Here is an 18054-nt window from a genome sequence, read left to right as displayed (position 1 = left end):
CCCGTAGCCTTTTATTTTACTCTTGAATGTCGAAGATGCTCTCTGACAAATCAAGATGAAGGAGCACTTTGGTGCCCTTGCCCGGCGCCGATTCGACGCGCGTATAGGAGTGCGGCCCATAAAAGCGATGGATGCGCTCCGAAATATTGTGCATGGCCACACCGGCGCCGCCACCCTGGGGAGAGCTGGCGTCGGGACGGGCAGAGCGCTCGTCAAACAGTCTGGCGGCGGTACCCTCATCCATGCCCACGCCATTATCGGCCACGGCAATCAAGATTGCATCCTCGCCGTCTTGGTGAACGGTCACGTCGATCCTCAGGGCGTCGTCATCGCCCATACCATGACGTACGGCGTTCTCGACAATCGGCTGGATCACGAACGCCGGCACCAGCGTATCTTCTACGTCCTCGGACACATCGAACGTCGCAAGCACGCGGTCCTCGCCAAAGCGGGCCTTCTCAAAGGTAAGGTAGCGCTTGGTCTGTGCGACCTCGCGCGAGACCGGAATAAGCGATCCCGAGTTGTCGAGCGTGGCACGATAGAACGATGAGAACTCACGAAGCAGTTCGCGGGCCCGCAGCGGGTCGGTGCGCGTAAACGATGCAATGGTGTTCAGCGTGTTGAACAGGAAGTGCGGGTTAATCTGCGCTTGCAGCGCACGCACCTCGGCGCGCGCCGTGAGTTCCTTTTGCACCTCGAGCTCGTGGATGGCGAGCTGCGTGGACAAGATCTCGGCAAAGCCCGAGGCAAGCGCGTACTGGGTACGGTCGACGGCGCGCGGGGTCTTGTAGTAGAACTTGAGCGTGCCGACGGTACGATCGCCTACCTTGATGGGGGCGATAATGCCGGCGGGGACTTGGTTGTGCGAGCCGTCCGAGCCCACGACATCCACCATACGGTTGAACGACTGCACGATGCCATGTTCGATAACGTAGCGTGTGGCAAGCGTGTGGATGGGAGAATCTGGCAGTAGTTTTTCCTCAAACTCTCCCGCGCAGGCAAGCACGTTGCCCTCGTCGGTGATGGCCACCGTCATGGCGCGCGTCTCGGGCAAAATGCGCCGGCACACCAAACGCGCCGACTCCTGCGTCAGACCGCCCTTAATGTCCTCGAGCATGGCCGAGGCCACCGAGAGCGTCTCCTCGGTGTACTGGGAGCGCACCGAATCGGGATTGAGCGTCAAAAAGATAAAGATGCACAGAAAGATGCACAACAGCGCGCAGGCAATCACCGTGGCGATCGGCTCGATACCGGTCACCAAGGCAAAAATAAAGTACACCAGCACGCAGATGGCGCAGGCAACGGCAATGATGCGAAAGATTGATATTGAACTATCGCGCTGGGCGCGGCGGTCGATCATTCGGCCCCCTCCAGGATACTGATCAGTTGTGCGTCACGCCAAAGCCCGTCCATGATCTTGGGCCAAAAGCTCTGGAAACGCAGATAGCTTGCAGCGTTTTGGCGCGCATAGGCCTTTGCCTCGCCGATACCATGGCGGCAAATGCGCAGGTAGCCCTCATGCTCGCGGGTAAACACGCTGCGGACCATAGCGGTCTTGCGCACGCGGTCGTCGAGCTCGCGCGAAATCCAAGGGCCCGGGTAGGGCATGAGCGATGCCGCCGTAACGGGAATGAGCTCCTTTTGATGCGCGGTGAATGTCAACTTGGCCCGTTCGTAGTACCAACGGTATACATCCTGCATAAAGCGCGGTGAGCGCTTTTCGGACTCCGGAGGCAGATGGCGCACGGTCCACTCGTTATCGAACCACACGTCGTAGCCAAACATGCGCATGTTAAAGAGGTAATCCAAGTCCTCGCCGCGGGTGATAAACGGGTCAAAGGCCACACGCGTAAAGGCGCGGGCGTGCAGGGCCATCAGGCCGCCGCACACGTAGTTGGAGCGCGAGATGCGGGTGCCCGAGAGCGCCTTTTTCATCCAACGGTTGAACTCGATGCGCTTGGTCCACCAACGATGGCAGATGCCCGCCTTGTCCGTGGGAGCCAGCGGCGAGCCGTCGCGATCGTAGAAATAGCCGCTCTTGACCAAGATCGGCAAGCCCTGACGCGTCTGCTGCCCCAACGCATAGGTCGCGCGCTTCATAAAGTCGGCGTCGATGACAGTCTCATCGTCATCCAAAAAGATAACCGCGTCATGCCCCAGCACAGCGGCACAGGCTAGCCCCATGTTGCGGATGGCGCCGTAGCCTCGCAGGCTCACGCACTCGCCCGAACCCTTGGGCGCGATCTGAGCAACCCGGTCTGCGATGCGCGAGGCCTGGGTGTTGGTGACAACGGTGACCTTGAGCGTGGGATGCGCGTCGACAATCTCGTGCACGCGCAGCGACACATCGGCTGTGGCAGAAACGGGACAGACCACCAAAAGGATGATGCGCGGGATGTCACGTACCTGCTCAAGCGAGGCCAGGCAGCGGTCGAGTTCGGGATTGTCGGCGTTGAGTCGCGTCGAATGGTCATAGGTGCCAGGAGCGTTTGCGCAAGCGTCATCGCCCGCCCAATACGTTGGAATCACGACCGTGGCGTTCATGCCTTACCCTCCCTGCAACACAAAAACGGGACGCCGCCAAACACAGGCGACGCCCCGCGACCTAGCTGATTCCATCATACCCACTTGGGCAAATCATTGCTCGCAAGTCGCAATGTTTATTGCGGATAACCCCAAAAGAGTACCGTGGACAGGCACAATAGCCGCTCGCTCCTATGCGGCATGCTCTGCCGCCCGAGTCATGCGGGACAGGCGAACCAGCAGCATAAAGCCAACGACCAGCAGCACACCAATGGAAAGGACGCCCAGCGACGGGTTGCCGGTCAGCGAGGTGACGACCGACACCAGGAAGGTGCCCATAACGCTTGCATAACGACCAAAGATGTCAAAGAAGCCGTAGTACTCGTTGGACTTTTCCTTGGGGATAATGCGGCCAAAGTAGCTACGGCTGAGCGCCTGCACGCCGCCCTGGAACAGGCCGACCATAATGGCAAGCACCCAGAATTCAAAGGCGGTCTTTAGGAAGAACGCGGCGAACAGCACAATGCCCATGTAGGCGGCGACCGCCACCAGGATCATGTTGAGCGTGCCCACGCGTCCGGCGAGCTTGCCGTAGATGATGGCGGACGGAAAGGCCACGAACTGCGTAACGAGCAGCGCCAGCACCAGCTGCGTCGAATCGATGCCCAAGGCCGATCCGTAACTGGTGGCCATGGAAATGACCGTGTGCACACCGTCGATATAGAAGAAGAACGCGATCATGTAGACCAGCACGGTCTTGTTGTGGGCGATCTCGCGCATGGTGTGTCCGACCTCGGAGAACACACCGCCCACGATGTGGCCGATAGTGTCCTCGGGACCGCGCTCGCGACCGTACTTTTGCTTATAGGTGCGAATGAGCGGCAGGGTAAAGATGAGCCACCAGGCACCAGTGATGATAAACGACAGACGCGTTGCCAGCATGGTGGGGACGCCAAGAGCGGGGCCACCCATGATGAGCGCCAGGCAGATGACGAACGGCACGGTGGAACCGATATAGCCCCAGGCATAGCCCGAGCTGGACACGGCGTCCATGCGCTCGTCGGTCGTAATGTCGGGCAGCATGGCGTCGTAGAACGTCATAGAAGAGTTAAGGCCGATGGTGCACAGCACGTACACGGTCAAAAATGCCATGGCGGACATTGGGATAGCCTGCGCCAGGCAAAGCACCAGGCCCGTGAGGAAGAAGCCCAAGAAGAACTTGATCTTGTTGCCTGCGTAGTCAGCAAGCGCGCCCAGAATGGGCATGAGCATGGCAATGACCAGCGAGGCGATCGTCTGCGCATTGCCCCAGGCGACCACCAGGTCGGCCGAGGAAGCGCCGGTATTGATGGCGTTAAAGTAAATGGGCACCACCGAGGTATTGAGCAGCACAAGGGCCGAATTGCCCACATCATACATAACCCAGTTACGCTCGAGCTTGGTGTATTTCATGGACAGGGCCCCTTCGTATTCGCCCGATATGCAGTTAGTTCATCGTACCCCAATTGCACAGAGGCACCGGTAAGGATTCGGCAAAGGGACAGGAGCGGTCATACGGACACGCAGGACAAAACACCATCCCATCAACGCAGTTGCGGTGAAATAGTTCCTGTTTAGCCCTCCGGGGCTTCATTCAGGAACTATTCCACCGCAACTTATGAGTCGGCTTGTTATTCCTCGCGGTCGAACTCCTCGTCGGCGCCGAGCACACGGCCGCTGTAGTTGACGTGACCGGTCACGGCCTCCATGTCGCCCGTTTCGATGAATCGGGCGACCGTGCACTCGTAATCGACCAGCGCGCGGTCAAAGACCTCGGGGAAGCTCTCGTTCGAGACCCCATCGGTAAAGGGATTCTTCCACGTCAGATGGCCCAGATTGCCGGTGCGCTCGGGCGGCTCGGTCGTCACGCGGTGAGCAAGGCCATCGAGCAGGGAGTAGTCGTGTACCAAGCCCTCGACCAGGGCAATTGCACGCGTCTTGGCCGAGCCTGCCGGTTCAATGGTGCGATAGAGCAGCTGCATGTCGGCAACGGCGGCTCCGTACTCCCCCGCCGGGATATCGATACCGTACACACGCCCGGCGACATAGCTCATCAGCACGCCGGCGACACGATTGATGCGGTCGGTGGTGACGATCTCGCCCGCCGGCGGATAGTCCTCGGCCGTGGCCCCGTCGCGCTTGAGCTGCAGCATCAACACGTCCAGGTCACTTTCGAGCACCGCATGGACCTGGCTGCCCGAATCCTCCAGCTCGGGATCGGACTCGACAATGCCAAACTGCTGCTCGTAGACAAAGGGGTGGGCATTACGGTCGAGCACGTAGTGCGACAGCAGGCCCAGTGCAAAGGCGCGGCCCAAGTTGGCATCGCGCGGGAGCAGATGGGACACGCCGTCGCGCAGGCACGAGAACTGGCGCGACATGCGCGAGCGATGCATGACCTGCGCTAGCAGCGTGCAGTCGGAAACGCGCGGCGTCAGGATGTGGAAGAAAAACGGGTCGGGACCCTGGTTGCCCAGGATAAAGGCGATGCGTTCCTCGTCGGACGTAATGACGCCCTGCGGCAGACGCTCGATGCTTTCCTCGCCAAACAGATGATGCGTAATAAGCGCGGGCATAATGATCCTTTCGATTTCATTCGATGTCACCCATTATGCCCACCGCACGGTCATGCCAAACCTGCGGTGGTAAACGGTTGCGCACAGACCGCCTACGCAAGCCCCAGGTGCGCCTTAACCTCGGCAGCACGACGACGGGACACGGGCACCGTCGAGGTTACGCGATCGAGCCTGAGCTCCATAAGACCCGTGGAACCGATCTCGACATTGTGCACGTCTTCCAAATTGACCAGATAGCTGCGGTGGACACGGATAAAGCCCTCGGAGGCCAAGCGCCGCTCGAGCGATGAAATCGACTCATTGATCAGGTATGTTCCCTCGACGCAGACGGCATTGCAAAAATCGGCGCGCGCCTCAAAGTAGCAGACATCCGCCACCGGAATGAACACCTTTTTGCCCCCGCGATCCACCGTCAGGCGTAAAGGCTGGCGCGGAGCATGGACGACACGGCGAGCGCCCAGGGCAGCCTCGATCTTGTCGAGCGCCTTTGACAGGCGGGCATCCTCGACCGGCTTGACGATGTAATCGACGGCATCGAGGTTATAGGCATCGGCCGCATACTCGGCAAATGCCGTCACAAACACCACGACCGGCGGCGTCTTTAGGTTCTGCAGCGTCTCGGCAAGTTCAATTCCCGAACGACCGGGCATGGTAATGTCTAAAAACAGCACGTCGGGCTTGTTCGACAGAATCGACTCCACGGCTTCGGTGACATTGCCCGCCTCGGCGATCTGGCCCACGCGTGCATCCTTTTCCAACAGATAGCGTAGCTCAGCCCTAATTGGAGGTTCGTCATCAACCACCAAAATGTTCCAGCCTTCGGACATATGCGCTTCCCCTCTTTTTCTCTCAATCCAACCGCGTGCTACACCGTTAGCGGCGCCGGCTCATGCGGCTCGCCGTTCAACTCAACGATGACCTGCGTTCCCACGCCCTCCTGGGACTTCACACGCATGCCAGAATCTTCTCCGTAAAAGAAATGGATGCGCTGAAGCACGTTGAAGAGCGCCAGGCCGCAGCCTCGCTTGACGGAGCCGTCGGCGGTAATGCTTTCGGGCTCCTCTCGGCGATGCTGCTCAAACAGATGCGCGCAGACTTCTTCGCTCATACCGATGCCGTCATCTTCGACGATGATCTCCAGGCCGTCATCGGTCTCAAAAGCCCTAACACGAATAGAAAGCGGCTCGGTCTCGCGCTGCGCATGCTTGATGCAGTTTTCGAGCAGCGGCTGCAAGATAAACGGCGGTACCAGGCTGTCGCGCACCTCAAAGTCGATGTCGACCGAAACGCGCAGACGGCCGTCGCCATACCGGGCCTGCATAAGATTGATATAACGAGTGCCCTGTTCCACCTCGTGTTCGAGCGTGGTGAGCGTATCGGAGTCAGAAAGCGTCTGACGATAATAGTTGGAGAAGTCGATCAGCAGCGATCGGGCCTTGTCGGGCTCGGTTCGAACGAGCGACACGATCGTGCTAATGGTATTGAACAGAAAATGCGGGTCGACCTGCGACTGCAGGGCGCGGAGCTCAACGCGGGCCGTGAGCTCATCCTGGCGCTCGAGCTCAAAGCTGGCGAGCTGCGTGGAAATTAGATCGGCAAAACCCGAGGCAAGGGCCGTCTGGCGCATATCGATGCTGCTCAGGCGGGGGTAATACAGCTCGAGCGTGCCCACGCAATGCCCGCGCACGGTAAGCGGCGCGACAATGCCGGCGCGCAGGCGGGGAAAATAGCCGCCCGTCTCATTGGAGGCGTCACGCGAAAACACGCTCTGCTCACCCGTCTCAATCACGTTGAGCGTGGTCTTGAGCACCACCGGGGTGCCGGCAGGGCATTTTGCCGAGTCCTCGCCCCAGCTTGCCAGCACCTGCTTGCCGTCGGTAAAGCAAATGGCAGAGGCGATGGTCTCGGACAGGATGATTTTAGAGGCGCCCAGGGCCGCTTCGGGCGTAAGGCCGCGCGACGTGTAGGCGAATATTTTTGATGCGATGGCGAGCGTGCGGTCGGTTGCGCTCGATGTGAGGTCGTCGGGGACCACAAAGACATACGAGAAGAAGAAGCACAGCATGACCATGCCGGCAATAACGACAACGCCCGGAACAGGATTGGGATTATCGGTTAGATCCCAGATAAGCAGCAGGATAAGTGCCGGAACGACAATGCCGAGCAGGATAGCCTGAACCACATGCTGGGCCGTGCGAAAAACCTTGGTAGAGTTGTAACTCTTGCCCAGAATCATCCTATTGAGATCCACCGTCATCCCCTTCTTACTGACGCACCCCATAGCAATAAAGAGGGCCGCAAGCGACCCTCTCCATTGCATTATGCAATCAAATACTGTGTTTTACATCAAGCCATCGATGAACGGTAGCTTAGGCGCTGTACTTGTTTGCCTCGCCGAAGGTACCGGCCTCGACAATCCAGCCGTCCTTCATGATGACGTCCATGTTGTCGGTGTTGAGCACGTGGATGTCGGCGGCGACGTCACCGTTGACGACCAGCAGGTCGGCGCACTTGCCGGCCTCGATGGAACCGGTCTCGTCCTCGATGTGGCACATCTTGGCACCGTTGAGGGTGGCGCAGGTGATGGTCTCGACCGGGGTGAAGCCGATCTTGTCGACGAACTCGTACATCTCCTCGATGGAGCAGGTGCCGTACGGGGTGACGAAGGAGAAGGAGTCGGAGCCGATCGTCATGACGACGCCGCGCTTCTTGGCCTCGCGCAGGCAGTCGTAGTTGCGCTGCAGCTCCTTCTCGACCAGGGTGCCCTCGTACTTGTCGTGCAGCTCGGGGACGTAGACGGGCGGATAGGTGGCGTACCAGGTGGGCAGGAAGGCGATCGTCGGGGTGAAGAAGGTGCCCTGCTCGGCCATGAGGTCCATGGTGCGCTCATCGATATCGAAGCCGTGAATCAGCTGCTCGCAGCCAAAGCGGACGGAATCGTAGGCAGCGGCGTGGTTGTTGTAGCAGTGGCTCCACACGGGGATGCCGACCATCTTTGCCTCTTCGACCACGGCCTGGATCTCCTCGGAGCAATAGTGCTGATCGCGACCGGAGTCCCAGCGCCAGATGCCGCCACCGGTAGCCCAGATCTTGATGGCATCGGGGTTCTCGCGCAGGCGACGACGGACGGCCTTGCGCAAATCCCAAGGACCGTCGACCTGGTCGCCCCAGGGATGGGATTCCTTGTTGAGCTCCTGGGTGCAGTGGTGGGAGTCACCGTGGCCGGCAACGCGGCAGAAGCCGAGGCCAGTGGCCAGAACGCGCGGGCCCTTAAAGACGCCCTTGTCGATGCAGTCACGGATCTGGATACCAAAGCGGCCGATCTCGCAGACGGTGGTGAGGCCGTGGGTGAGGCAGTCATAGGCCTGCTTGACGGCGACGGCCTGCTTCTCGAGGAGCGGCTGCATGACCCAGTCGGTGTCATCGTCAGTCAAGTTGCCCGAGAAGTGCAGGTGGGTGTCGATCAGGCCGGGAAGGACAGTCTTGCCGGCGGCGTCGATAACCTCAACGCCCTCGGGAAGGTCCTGCATGACACCGGCATACTCGATCTTGCCGTTATCGTCGACGAGAACGAGGGAGTTCTCGACCGGCTCGGCACCGGTGCCGTCGATGAGCTTGCCGCCAACGATTGCATACTTAGTGGACATGGTTCCTCCTTATGGATCCATATAGTGGGCGAGGCCGTGTTGGGTTAAGGCCTCACAAAGCTACCCAAGTGGCGCCGGGTTCGGTGCGCGGGAGAGAGGATTCCGCGCACCCGATCCGCCCCGGCTAGGCGTTACTTTTTGCGGGAATTGGTGAAAGCCATGAGGGCCAGGCCAATAGCCAACCAGCCGATCACGATGCTCCACTCCACCATGTTGAGGGAGGCGGGAGAGAACGGGATCACGAGCAGGCCAATGATGGTGCCGCAGGCAACGATAGCGAGGCTGATGCCAAACTTGCCGCCGGGCACCTCGTAGGGACGAGGCAGGTCGGGCTCGGTGAAGCGCATGCGCAGGCAAGCGAGGGCGACCATGCCGCAGGAGAAGATGAAGGCGAGAGCCGACACGTTGGTCAGAGGGATGAGCATGTTCTTGCCCAGGAACGGACCGACGACGGTGATGACGCCCAGAACGACGCAGGCGAGCTTGGGAGCGCCGGACTTGGGATCGACCTCGGCGAACTTCTCGGGCAGCTGGCCCTTTCGGCCCATGGCGAGCATGATGCGGCTCGTGGCGCCGTAGAAGGAGTTCATCGGGCCCATGGGTCCAAGCGTGGCGATGACGAGCATGGCCAGGTACAGGAGCATGTTGATGCCCTTGAGGCAGGCAAGCGCGGGAACCGGGCTCTTAACGAACTCATGCCAGTCGAGGATGGTGCCGAACGAGTAGATACAGACCATGTAGAAGCCACCGGCGGCCAGCAGTGCCAAGGAGATGATCTTGCCGAACTTGTTCCAGTTGAGGCCCTCGGCAGCTTCCTCAGCCTGCTGAGGAATGGTGTCGAAACCGGCGTAGAAGAACGGGGTCAGAACCAGGACCGACACGATGCCGGCAAACAGGCTGGTGCTCTCGGTGGCGGCCTTGCCGCCGCCAGTGCCGGTGACCTGGGAGAACACAGGCATGGCGTTGTCCGGCGAGCCGGTGAATAGCGAGACGCCCATGGCAAGCAGCATGCCGCAGAGCAGAGCCTTGGTCAGGAAGGCCTGGAGCTTGGCGGCCGAGCTGGCACCGCGGAAGTTGAGGAAGATGACGTAGACTGCAAAGCCGAGCGCGATTAGCGTCGGGAACAGGTAAACGTCGGCGCCCAGGATGGTGTAGAGCTTGACGGCGCGCAGCCACTCAAGACCGGGCAGGCTGCCGAACATCTCGGACACGAGGGTCGAGATGGCGATGGCCTCCCACGGGCACAGGATGCCGTTGCCCAGGGCCAAAAGCCAACCGGTGATGTAGCTCAGCGTACGGCCAAAGCTACGATCGACATACTCAACGATGCCGCCCGAGATGGGGATAGCAGCCGTGAGCTCACCGAAAACAGCTCCGACGGGCACGAGGAAGATTGCACCCAAGAGGAATGCGATCATAGCGGGAACGGGACCGCCGCCCACGACCATCCAGTCGCCGACCTGCAGAACCCAACCGGTACCGATGATGGCACCGAAGCCGATGGTGAAGAAGTTCCAGAGCGAAAGCGTTTTCTTCATGCCGCCGTTATCCTCGACTGCAACTTCTGCATTCTTGTCCGCCATTGTTCCCCTCCTTTCCTGTTTGACGCCCCTTGGCGTCACCCCTTGCGCGGTCCGTTTTGCCGCGCGCTTTTATTCCATGGCTTTAAGATACGGCCTTGGCGCAGCAGCGCCGCTCGCAGCTCGACCGAAGGCAGAACTGCAAAACGAGCGGCACCGTTTTTGGGACGAACGGCACGGTTTGCCGCTCATTGTTGTCGCCCGTCCGACGGGCGTACGCTCATCGGACGCATATAGAGATGTTTTTGAGGCCGTGTGTTTTGCGCCTTTCGTACCGTTTACCGAGCTTTTGACGCGCGGACCCATTTGTTGCACATCTTTTTTGTAGGATAGACAGGTTATACATGAGACAAGGCGGTACGAATGGCATACGGATACAACGACGGTGATCAACGGCGACAAAGCGTTCGCCTTGCTGGCCGCACCACGCCGACGCCCAGAAGTGCCACGAGCAGCAATCCGCAACGCCCTCAAGAGCAACCCAGGCCTTCGTCTCGGCAGCAGACAAACAGAACACGGCAGAGTGGCCGTCCGAGCACGGGCACAAGCGCACAGCAAGATAGCCGCTTGGGCGCGCGCACTCGACAGCGCCAAGCCGAGGTTCCGCAACTGCGCCGCAACGGCGCACGTCAGCCCGGCAGCCATATCAACCGCTTCTTTTCGCATCCCCAAGGCGGACGCGACGGCAAGCCCTACCGCTCGACATCGTACGTGAATGCCCCCGCCCTGCCGGCTCGTCGGCTTTGCCTCGCACTGTGCTCTATCCTCATCTGTCTGGTCTTTGTGCTTATGAGCTCCTGTATGTCCCACGGCTCGGCCGGTCTCGAGCCCACCGCCGAGGACAAGCTGCTCAAGGCCCCCGTCGCGCCCGGTTATTCTTTCGCCTTTTCGACCCCGCGCTCGCAATGGCAAGCCGGCACGATGCCCCATATCTATCAGATCGACCCTGCATGGTCGGAGCTGCCTTACGCCGGCGGTACCATCCGCCAAAATGCCTGCGGGCCTACGTGCCTCACCATGGTCTATATCTTTAAGACGGGACGCACCGATATGACCCCCGTCAATATGTGCGCGCTTTCCGAGGCAGGCAATTACGCCCCCACCGGTGCAACCGAATGGTCGTTTATGACGAGCGGTGCGTGGCAGTTGGGACTTAACGGAACGGAGCTTCATAACGATCGCGACTCGATGACTCAGGCGCTGCGTTCGGGAGCGCCCGTCATCGCCGCCGTTCGGCCGGGCACCTTTACCAACGTGGGCCACTACATTGTACTTTACGGTATTGACGACGCCGACCAGATTGAAGTCTTCGATCCCAACTCGGCCAGCCGCAGCGCCCGACGCTGGGGCGTCGTAGAGGTCCTCAACGAAGTCGAAGCCATGTGGGCCTACTACTAGTCGTTGGGGACAGACTTAAATGAGTGGTCTCTGGCTGCCCGGAACTGCTGGCACGGAAAATGCATCCCGCTTTGAAGTTCGATAGCGAGATGCACTTTCCGCGCACGGCCTGTTTGGGAAACTACGTTCCACTTTCCGGCAACATTCCGGGATGCATTTTCCGGTTGAGGCCCTCAAGGGAAACCATGTCCCATGTTGGACGCTCATTCTGGGATGCGCTTTCCGCAGTTGATTGATGCGGGCTTTAAGGACTGTTCCAAGCTGCCGGCAGAAAAGGAACGTCCCCAGGTGCCGGGTTTCCGCAGTCATTGGGGACAGACTTAAATGACTAGTCGTTTAAGAACGTCCAATGACTACCCACAGAATGAGGGTCTCATCGGGGACTAGGTAAATAACAAAAGCCCCCGCGGCCGAAGCGGACCGCGGGGGCAACAGACCTGCAAGAGTTAACTCAAGTCCTCGCCATTTGATGCAATGACCTTTTGGTACCAGCAGAAGCTGTCCTTTCGGTAGCGATCGAACGTGCCTTTGCCCATATCATCGGCATCAACATAAACAAAGCCATAGCGCTTCTTCATCTGCCCCGTCGAGGCCGACACCAAATCGATACAGCCCCACGGCGTGTATCCCATCAGGTCAACACCGTCCTCGACAATTGCATCGCGCAGCGCAAGAATATGCCTTCGCAGGTAATCAATATGATACGCATCGTGGACTTTGCCGTCTTCCAGCGCATCGAGTCCGCCCACACCGTTCTCGGCGACAAAGAGCGGAAGATGGTAACGATCGTGGTAGCCAGCAAGCGTCACGCGCAAACCCAGCGCATCGATCTGCCACTTCCAGGCAGTCTCTTTATCCTTGAGGTACGGATTGCGCAACGTCGGGAACACGTTGCCCTCCGCCTTCTCGGCGATCACCTGATCATCGGCGCACACCAAGCGCGAGCAATAGTACGAGAACGAGATGAAGTCGACCGTATGCTCTGCCAGATACTCCGTATCGCCCGGCTCAAAGGGCACGTGAACACCCTCTTTCTCGAGTGCACGCAGCTTCCAAGCAGGATAGGCGCCCGCAGCCATCACGTCTGTGTAGAAGTAGCGGCCGCGGTCCTCCTCATACGCAAGCCATACGTCCTCGGGCGCACAACGGTACGGATAGGTCGCACCGGCAGCGACCATGCAACCCACCTTGTTTGCGGGATCGATCTTGTGCAGAATCTCGACAGCGCGAGCGCTCGCCATAAACATATGGTGCGAGAACGCCGCGGTCACGGCTGCACGGTCACGCTCATCCTCGAGCGTGACACCCGCGTTGAGATAGGACAGCGCCACGCTGTTGATCTCGTTGAACGTAAGCCAATAACGCACGAGGCCCTGGTACGCGCGTCCGACGGTCTCGACGTAGTGCGCATACCGCTCGATCATCTCTCGGCTTTGCCAGCCACCATAGCGCTCGACCAGAGCCAACGGATAGTCGTAGTGCGACAGCGTCACAAGCGGCTCGATTCCATGCTCGCGCAGCGCCTCGAATACCTGACGGTAAAACTCCAAGCCCTCGCCGTTGGGCTCGGTCTCCATCCCTGTGGGAAAAATACGGCTCCAGCAAATTGAAAGACGCAGGCACTTAAAGCCCATCTCGGCAAAGAGCTCGACATCCTCGTGCCAATGATGGAAGAAGTCGTTGCCCCAGCGGCATGGATACAGCCTGTCCGGATCGTCCACGGGCTTTTGCCTGCCAAACATTACATCCCAGCGGTCGGAACCCTGTGGGATCAGGTCGGAGTGCGACATGCCGCGGCCGCCCTCGTTCCAGCCCCCTTCGGCCTGGTTGGCGGCGAGGGCACCACCCCACAAAAAGCCCTCGGGCATACCGGCGGCAGACGTTCTGTCAAAGTAACTCATGCTACTCAGCATCCTCGGCAGAAGCTGCCGCGGCGTTCTCCTGCTCCTGAGCCAGGAGCTGGTTATCGTACACCTTAAAGAACGGGTACCAGACCACAGCCATGACCACGATCAAAACGATCGTAAACACCCAGATGCGCGGGTCGAGGCACTGGACAAAGCCCTGAACGAAGATGGGGAACGTGCCGCTCACCAAGATGTAGAAGTTAGAGACAAGACCCAGTGAGACCGCACCCCAATACAGCAGGGCCGAGATCATGCCGCCTAGCACAAACGGAATCATGAGGATCGGGTTGAAGATGATGGGCGCGCCGAAGATCGCGGGCTCGGAGATACGGAAGAAGCTCGGCACGATCGATGCCCTGCCAAATGCCTTGAGCTGCTGCGACTTTGCCCTAAACGCGCAGAGCGCCACAAAAGAGAACGTATTACCCGTGCCGCCGATGAGGTTGATGGCCAACGACATGAGCGCCGGGTGGAACTCAAGCGGCTGCCCGGCAGCATAGAGCGAGGCGTTGGCGGCAAAGGCGGCAAGCGTGACCGGGGCGGTGATGGGCATTACGATCATGTTGCCGTGGACGCCAAAGCACCAAAACAGCAGCGTCATGAAGCAGATAAGCAGTGCGCCGGGCACAGAGTCAACTGCGACGGAAAGCGGGGCAGCGAGCAGCTTCTCGATAACCGAGGGGATGGACAGCGCGGGATCGATCATCTGGATCAGCAGGTTGCCGCCAAAGAAGATGAGGATGTTGGCGAGCATAGGTACGATGGCGCCAAAGGTTTCGGACAAAAACGGCGGCACGCCATCGGGCATCTTGATGGTGATGCCCTTGGTCTGGCAGAAGCGCGTGACCTCGACGGAGACCAAGGCAACGATGATGGCGGTAAACAGGCCCTGCGCACCCAGATAGGTGCAGGGGACCGCCTGGAGCACGGACTCGTCAGCAAGCTGGTAGTAGGACGACGGCGCCGCGGCGATCAGGAACATCACCAGCGAGGTCATGCCGGCGTTAAGCTTGGGCATCTTGTAGGTGCCCGCCAGGTTATAGGCGATTGCGAACGTCACGATCACCGACAGTATGCCCATCGTCATGTTGAAGGGAATGAGCAGCGTGAGCTTATTGGCCGTGGCAAAATCGAGCCAAGGGCCAAAGACGGACCAGAACCCGCCCTGCGCCACCAGGTCGGCCGTGACCGGCGGGTTGGCGAGGATCATAAAGACGGCAGATACCAAGATGAAGCTGATCGCGCTCATAAAGCCCTTTTGCATGGAGGCAAAGTGGCGCTCGGTGCCGCAGAAATTGGCGATAGGGGTCAGTTTTTCCTGAAGCAGGGTCATGAACTTCTCCATGGTTGCCTCCTAACCCAACAGCGACTGGGCGAGTGCCAGCACGTTGGCGGCGTTGCCCATGCCGTAGTCCTGTGCGGGGATGACCGCGGTCGGCTTACCGCTCCCCTGCTTGACGGTGTTGAGCTGGTAGGACACCTGCGGCCCCAAGAGCAGCACGTCATAATTGGCGCACGTCTCCTGATACTCGCCGATACCCACCGCATCGATATCGAGCTCGATGTCGTTTTGCTCCGCATATTTCTCGAGTTTCTTCATCAGAATGCTTGTAGACAGACCAGCTGCGCAAACAAGAAGGATCTTCATAAGGGATTCTCTTCGCATTGATTGGTTGGATAGTCACCGCACGCCGCTAGGCGTTCTTGGTTGCAGTGCGCTCATACAGGCAGATCAGCTCCTGCACGAGCTCCTGAGCAAGCATGGAGCACATGAGGTGGTCCTGAGCATGGACCAGCAACACATCCACCGACAGATGCTCGCCCGCTGCCTCAGTCGAAAGCAGCTGCGTTTGGATGTGGTGAGCCTTGATTCCCGCATCCTTTGACTGCTTCATGAGTTTGGCGGCGGCGTCAAAATCCCCCGCCTTTGCCTTTTCAAGGGCTTCGAAGGCAAGGCTGCGTGCCTCTCCCGCTGCAGCGACCAGCTGAAACGAAACCATCTCGGTTCCCTGATCGTCCATAACGGTCTCCTCTCCCGTGATGTTTGGTTTGTACTTGAATATTCGAAACGCCTATCTCCCGCCCGCAATCCTCGAGGTTTATTGCAGGTAGACTGACAGGGCCATCGACAAAAGAAGTCTTAAGCCGTATGCGCTTGCACAAGCGCCATCAGCTCATGCCAGGACCGGCGCTCGCGTAGGCGCTCGGCCCCCTGGCGGTCCATAAAGATCTCGGCGAGCAGTGAGCTCAAGATCCGCGCCTCATCGCCGCCCGACCGGGCAAACGACACCATAAAGACGATATCGACCTCATGGCCGTATTCGTCCCAAAGAATGGGATGTTCGAGCAGGCCCACGGTAACAAAGGCCTCGGCGCTCAAGGGATGCATCCCATGGGGCATGGCTACCCCATTGCCAAACGAGGTGGCGCTCGCGCTCTCGCGCTCGGCGACCTCTTGGGCAAACTGGGCATCGACACGGCCGCTCTCGACGGCGCGCTCGGAGAGATATCGGAGAACGGCCTGCTTCGACGACGCCTCAACGCGGTTGAAGAACAGGGCACGGCTAAAGAAAGAGCTCACGGAGTCCGATTGCGCAGTGTCGTCGCTCAGCACCTTGCGGATAGCGTTGACATCGCTCGTCTCCAAGAAGAAATCGGCCTCGCGGACGGGCACGGGCAACTTGACGTTGAGCGGCACCGTTGTGAACACGTAGTCGATATGCGAAAAATCGAACGTTCCCACGCGGGCGACATCGCATGTCTCAATCGAATCGATATACATGCCAAACTGCTTGCGGTACTGGTGCTCGAGCATACGGGCGCTTCCCGCTCCCGAGGCGCACACGATCAGGATGCGTTTGCGACGCGGCTGGTCGGCTTGCTGCTCGAGGGCCAGGGCAAATGCCATGGCGATGTAGCCGAGCTCTTCATCAGAGGGCTGGCTGCCAAAATGACGCTCGAGTACCTGCGAGGTGCCAGCTGCCATCGAATAGGCCAACGGAAACCTCGTCTTGATATCGGACAGCATGGGGTTATCCATATGCATGTGATATTCAAGGCGATAGCCCAGAGGGCCGATATGCCGAGCAAGGTTCATGCGAAGTTCAAGATCGCCGCTAAAGTCAAACCTAAACTCATCGTTGACCGCACGTACCATCTCGGAAGCAATCTCCCACATCTCGTCCGAGATAACGGCAGAGCCCTTCTCGGGCACGCCCGTGCCCCTGCCGAGCAAATGGATTGCGATAAAGGCAACCTCTTCTCGGGGCATGCTCACGCCCAGGGCATCCTTGATGTTTGCGGCAATCTGGAAAGCCGCGGCGTATTCGCGCGTTCCCTCCAGTTTTTGAACGTCCGATTCTGCAGCTGGGACATAGCAGCCCTGCTCGATGCGGCCAAGAGCAATGTAAAGATGCATGATGAGATTGCGGGATGCCAGCGAGCTCACCGTGACGGGCGAGGCCGTCAGAGCATCGTCCACACATGCGGCGATGGCCCGCAGGCGCTCGGCGAGCTTTGCATCGTCGGTGTCGGGCAACACGGGCCTCACCAGCGAGGCCAGGCACAGGCGCCGCTGCGACTCCCCGCCCGCAACGCGGATTCCGTAGCGTGGGCGCTTTTCGAGCGTTAAGTCAAATTGGGCGAGTTTCTGCTCTACCAGACGCATGTCATTGGACAGAGTTCGCGCCGAAACGTAGAGTAAATCCGCATACTCCTCAATCGTCACCCACTGGGACCGCATGAGGAGGTCGTTAAGAAGGAAGGACACACGGCCGTCGCGCGTATCAGGAATGCCCGGATGGGCCAGAGCCGCACCGTCTAGCAAGCGAGCAAGCTCATCTGCACGTGCAACATCGATACGATACTGCCCCTTGCTGCCAACGATGCGTGCAACCCCTGCAAGGTTGTCGTTTGCGCGATGGATATAGTTTCTCACGGCGCGCTCGCTTACCTCGAGACGCTTGGCAAGTACCGCGACAGCGACAGGCTGAGCGTCCTCGATCATATTTACAAGCTGCTTGACACGAGCATCCATGTCCTCCTCCTTTCCCTGCGTCTAGTCTAACGCGGTAAAGAATGACACTCCACGTCGCGCTCGTTCCGCCAACTCGGAACAGGTTGCGGGGAGTCCAGCCGAACTTATAGGGAGCACGGAGAAAGGACCCGAAAGCCATGTGCCGGTGTGAGATGCGCTTTCCGCAGTCATTGGGGACAGACTTAAATGAGTAGTCGTTGGGGACGTTCTTGTTCGACTGATCGTTTAAGAACGTCCATTACAGTCGAAATTGTCAGCCCGGGACCGTCTCGGGCTACGATTGAGGCGCGCCCAGGACGGGCCGCCGACCGGGCGCCCGCGCACGGCCGAACGTCCCTGCCCCGAGAG

14 protein-coding genes are annotated in these 18054 nt (G+C 59.4%); 1 reads left to right on the top strand and 13 read right to left on the bottom strand.

What is annotated here, in order from left to right; translation table 11 throughout:
* Positions 1–16: 16 nt before the first annotated feature.
* The 8 genes from AAAX59_RS07565 to AAAX59_RS07530 form a co-directional block, all read right to left on the bottom strand.
* The gene (locus tag AAAX59_RS07565; RefSeq protein ID WP_055310084.1) at positions 17–1360 is read right to left on the bottom strand and encodes a histidine kinase; all 1344 of its coding nucleotides are present in this window, start codon (positions 1358–1360) and stop codon (positions 17–19) included.
* Complete coding sequence (locus tag AAAX59_RS07560) at positions 1357–2544, bottom strand: glycosyltransferase (protein WP_349071328.1); 1188 nt, start codon at positions 2542–2544, stop codon at positions 1357–1359. Before AAAX59_RS07560 ends, AAAX59_RS07565 begins: the two co-directional genes overlap by 4 nt.
* A gap of 171 nt (positions 2545–2715) precedes the next feature.
* Positions 2716–3975, bottom strand: coding sequence for an MFS transporter (locus tag AAAX59_RS07555; RefSeq protein ID WP_117646634.1), 1260 nt, complete (start codon positions 3973–3975; stop codon positions 2716–2718).
* Positions 3976–4193: 218 nt separating this feature from the next.
* Positions 4194–5138 carry a zinc dependent phospholipase C family protein gene (locus AAAX59_RS07550; RefSeq protein WP_349071327.1) on the bottom strand — a complete coding sequence of 315 codons (945 nt, stop codon included), beginning with the start codon at positions 5136–5138 and terminating at the stop codon, positions 4194–4196.
* Between the two features lie 92 nt (positions 5139–5230).
* Positions 5231–5965: a response regulator gene (locus tag AAAX59_RS07545; RefSeq protein WP_349071326.1), complete on the bottom strand. Its 735-nt coding sequence runs from the start codon at positions 5963–5965 to the stop codon at positions 5231–5233.
* A 38-nt stretch (positions 5966–6003) separates the two neighbouring features.
* Positions 6004–7395: a histidine kinase gene (locus AAAX59_RS07540; protein WP_349071325.1), complete on the bottom strand. Its 1392-nt coding sequence runs from the start codon at positions 7393–7395 to the stop codon at positions 6004–6006.
* Between the two features lie 112 nt (positions 7396–7507).
* Positions 7508–8785, bottom strand: coding sequence for an amidohydrolase family protein (locus tag AAAX59_RS07535; protein ID WP_118080668.1), 1278 nt, complete (start codon positions 8783–8785; stop codon positions 7508–7510).
* A 131-nt stretch (positions 8786–8916) separates the two neighbouring features.
* Positions 8917–10368 carry an APC family permease gene (locus AAAX59_RS07530; protein WP_349071324.1) on the bottom strand — a complete coding sequence of 484 codons (1452 nt, stop codon included), beginning with the start codon at positions 10366–10368 and terminating at the stop codon, positions 8917–8919.
* 564 nt (positions 10369–10932) lie between these two features.
* Here AAAX59_RS07530 and AAAX59_RS07525 point away from each other — a divergent pair.
* Positions 10933–11763 carry a C39 family peptidase gene (locus AAAX59_RS07525; protein WP_229026474.1) on the top strand — a complete coding sequence of 277 codons (831 nt, stop codon included), beginning with the start codon at positions 10933–10935 and terminating at the stop codon, positions 11761–11763.
* A 446-nt stretch (positions 11764–12209) separates the two neighbouring features.
* Here AAAX59_RS07525 and AAAX59_RS07520 read toward each other — a convergent pair whose 3' ends face one another.
* The 5 genes from AAAX59_RS07520 to AAAX59_RS07500 all read right to left on the bottom strand — a co-directional run bounded on the left by AAAX59_RS07520 (position 12210) and on the right by AAAX59_RS07500 (position 17706).
* Positions 12210–13664, bottom strand: a complete 1455-nt coding sequence (locus AAAX59_RS07520; protein WP_349071323.1) for a family 1 glycosylhydrolase — start codon at positions 13662–13664, stop codon at positions 12210–12212.
* A gap of 1 nt (position 13665) precedes the next feature.
* Entirely contained in the window at positions 13666–15015 is a 1350-nt protein-coding gene (locus AAAX59_RS07515) for a PTS transporter subunit EIIC (RefSeq protein ID WP_195361524.1), read from the bottom strand.
* 9 nt (positions 15016–15024) lie between these two features.
* Positions 15025–15318 carry a PTS sugar transporter subunit IIB gene (locus tag AAAX59_RS07510; RefSeq protein ID WP_349071322.1) on the bottom strand — a complete coding sequence of 98 codons (294 nt, stop codon included), beginning with the start codon at positions 15316–15318 and terminating at the stop codon, positions 15025–15027.
* A gap of 46 nt (positions 15319–15364) precedes the next feature.
* Positions 15365–15691 carry a PTS lactose/cellobiose transporter subunit IIA gene (locus tag AAAX59_RS07505; protein WP_117757821.1) on the bottom strand — a complete coding sequence of 109 codons (327 nt, stop codon included), beginning with the start codon at positions 15689–15691 and terminating at the stop codon, positions 15365–15367.
* A 119-nt stretch (positions 15692–15810) separates the two neighbouring features.
* A complete protein-coding gene (locus AAAX59_RS07500) occupies positions 15811–17706 on the bottom strand; it encodes a BglG family transcription antiterminator (protein ID WP_349071321.1) in 1896 nt (631 codons plus the stop codon).
* Positions 17707–18054: the final 348 nt, after the last annotated feature.

The sequence above is a fragment of the Collinsella sp. CLA-ER-H2 genome (genome assembly GCF_040092405.1).
Taxonomy (GTDB): domain Bacteria; phylum Actinomycetota; class Coriobacteriia; order Coriobacteriales; family Coriobacteriaceae; genus Collinsella.
Note: the sequence above shows the minus strand (reverse complement) of the source record. Positions and strands in the feature narration are given on the sequence as shown.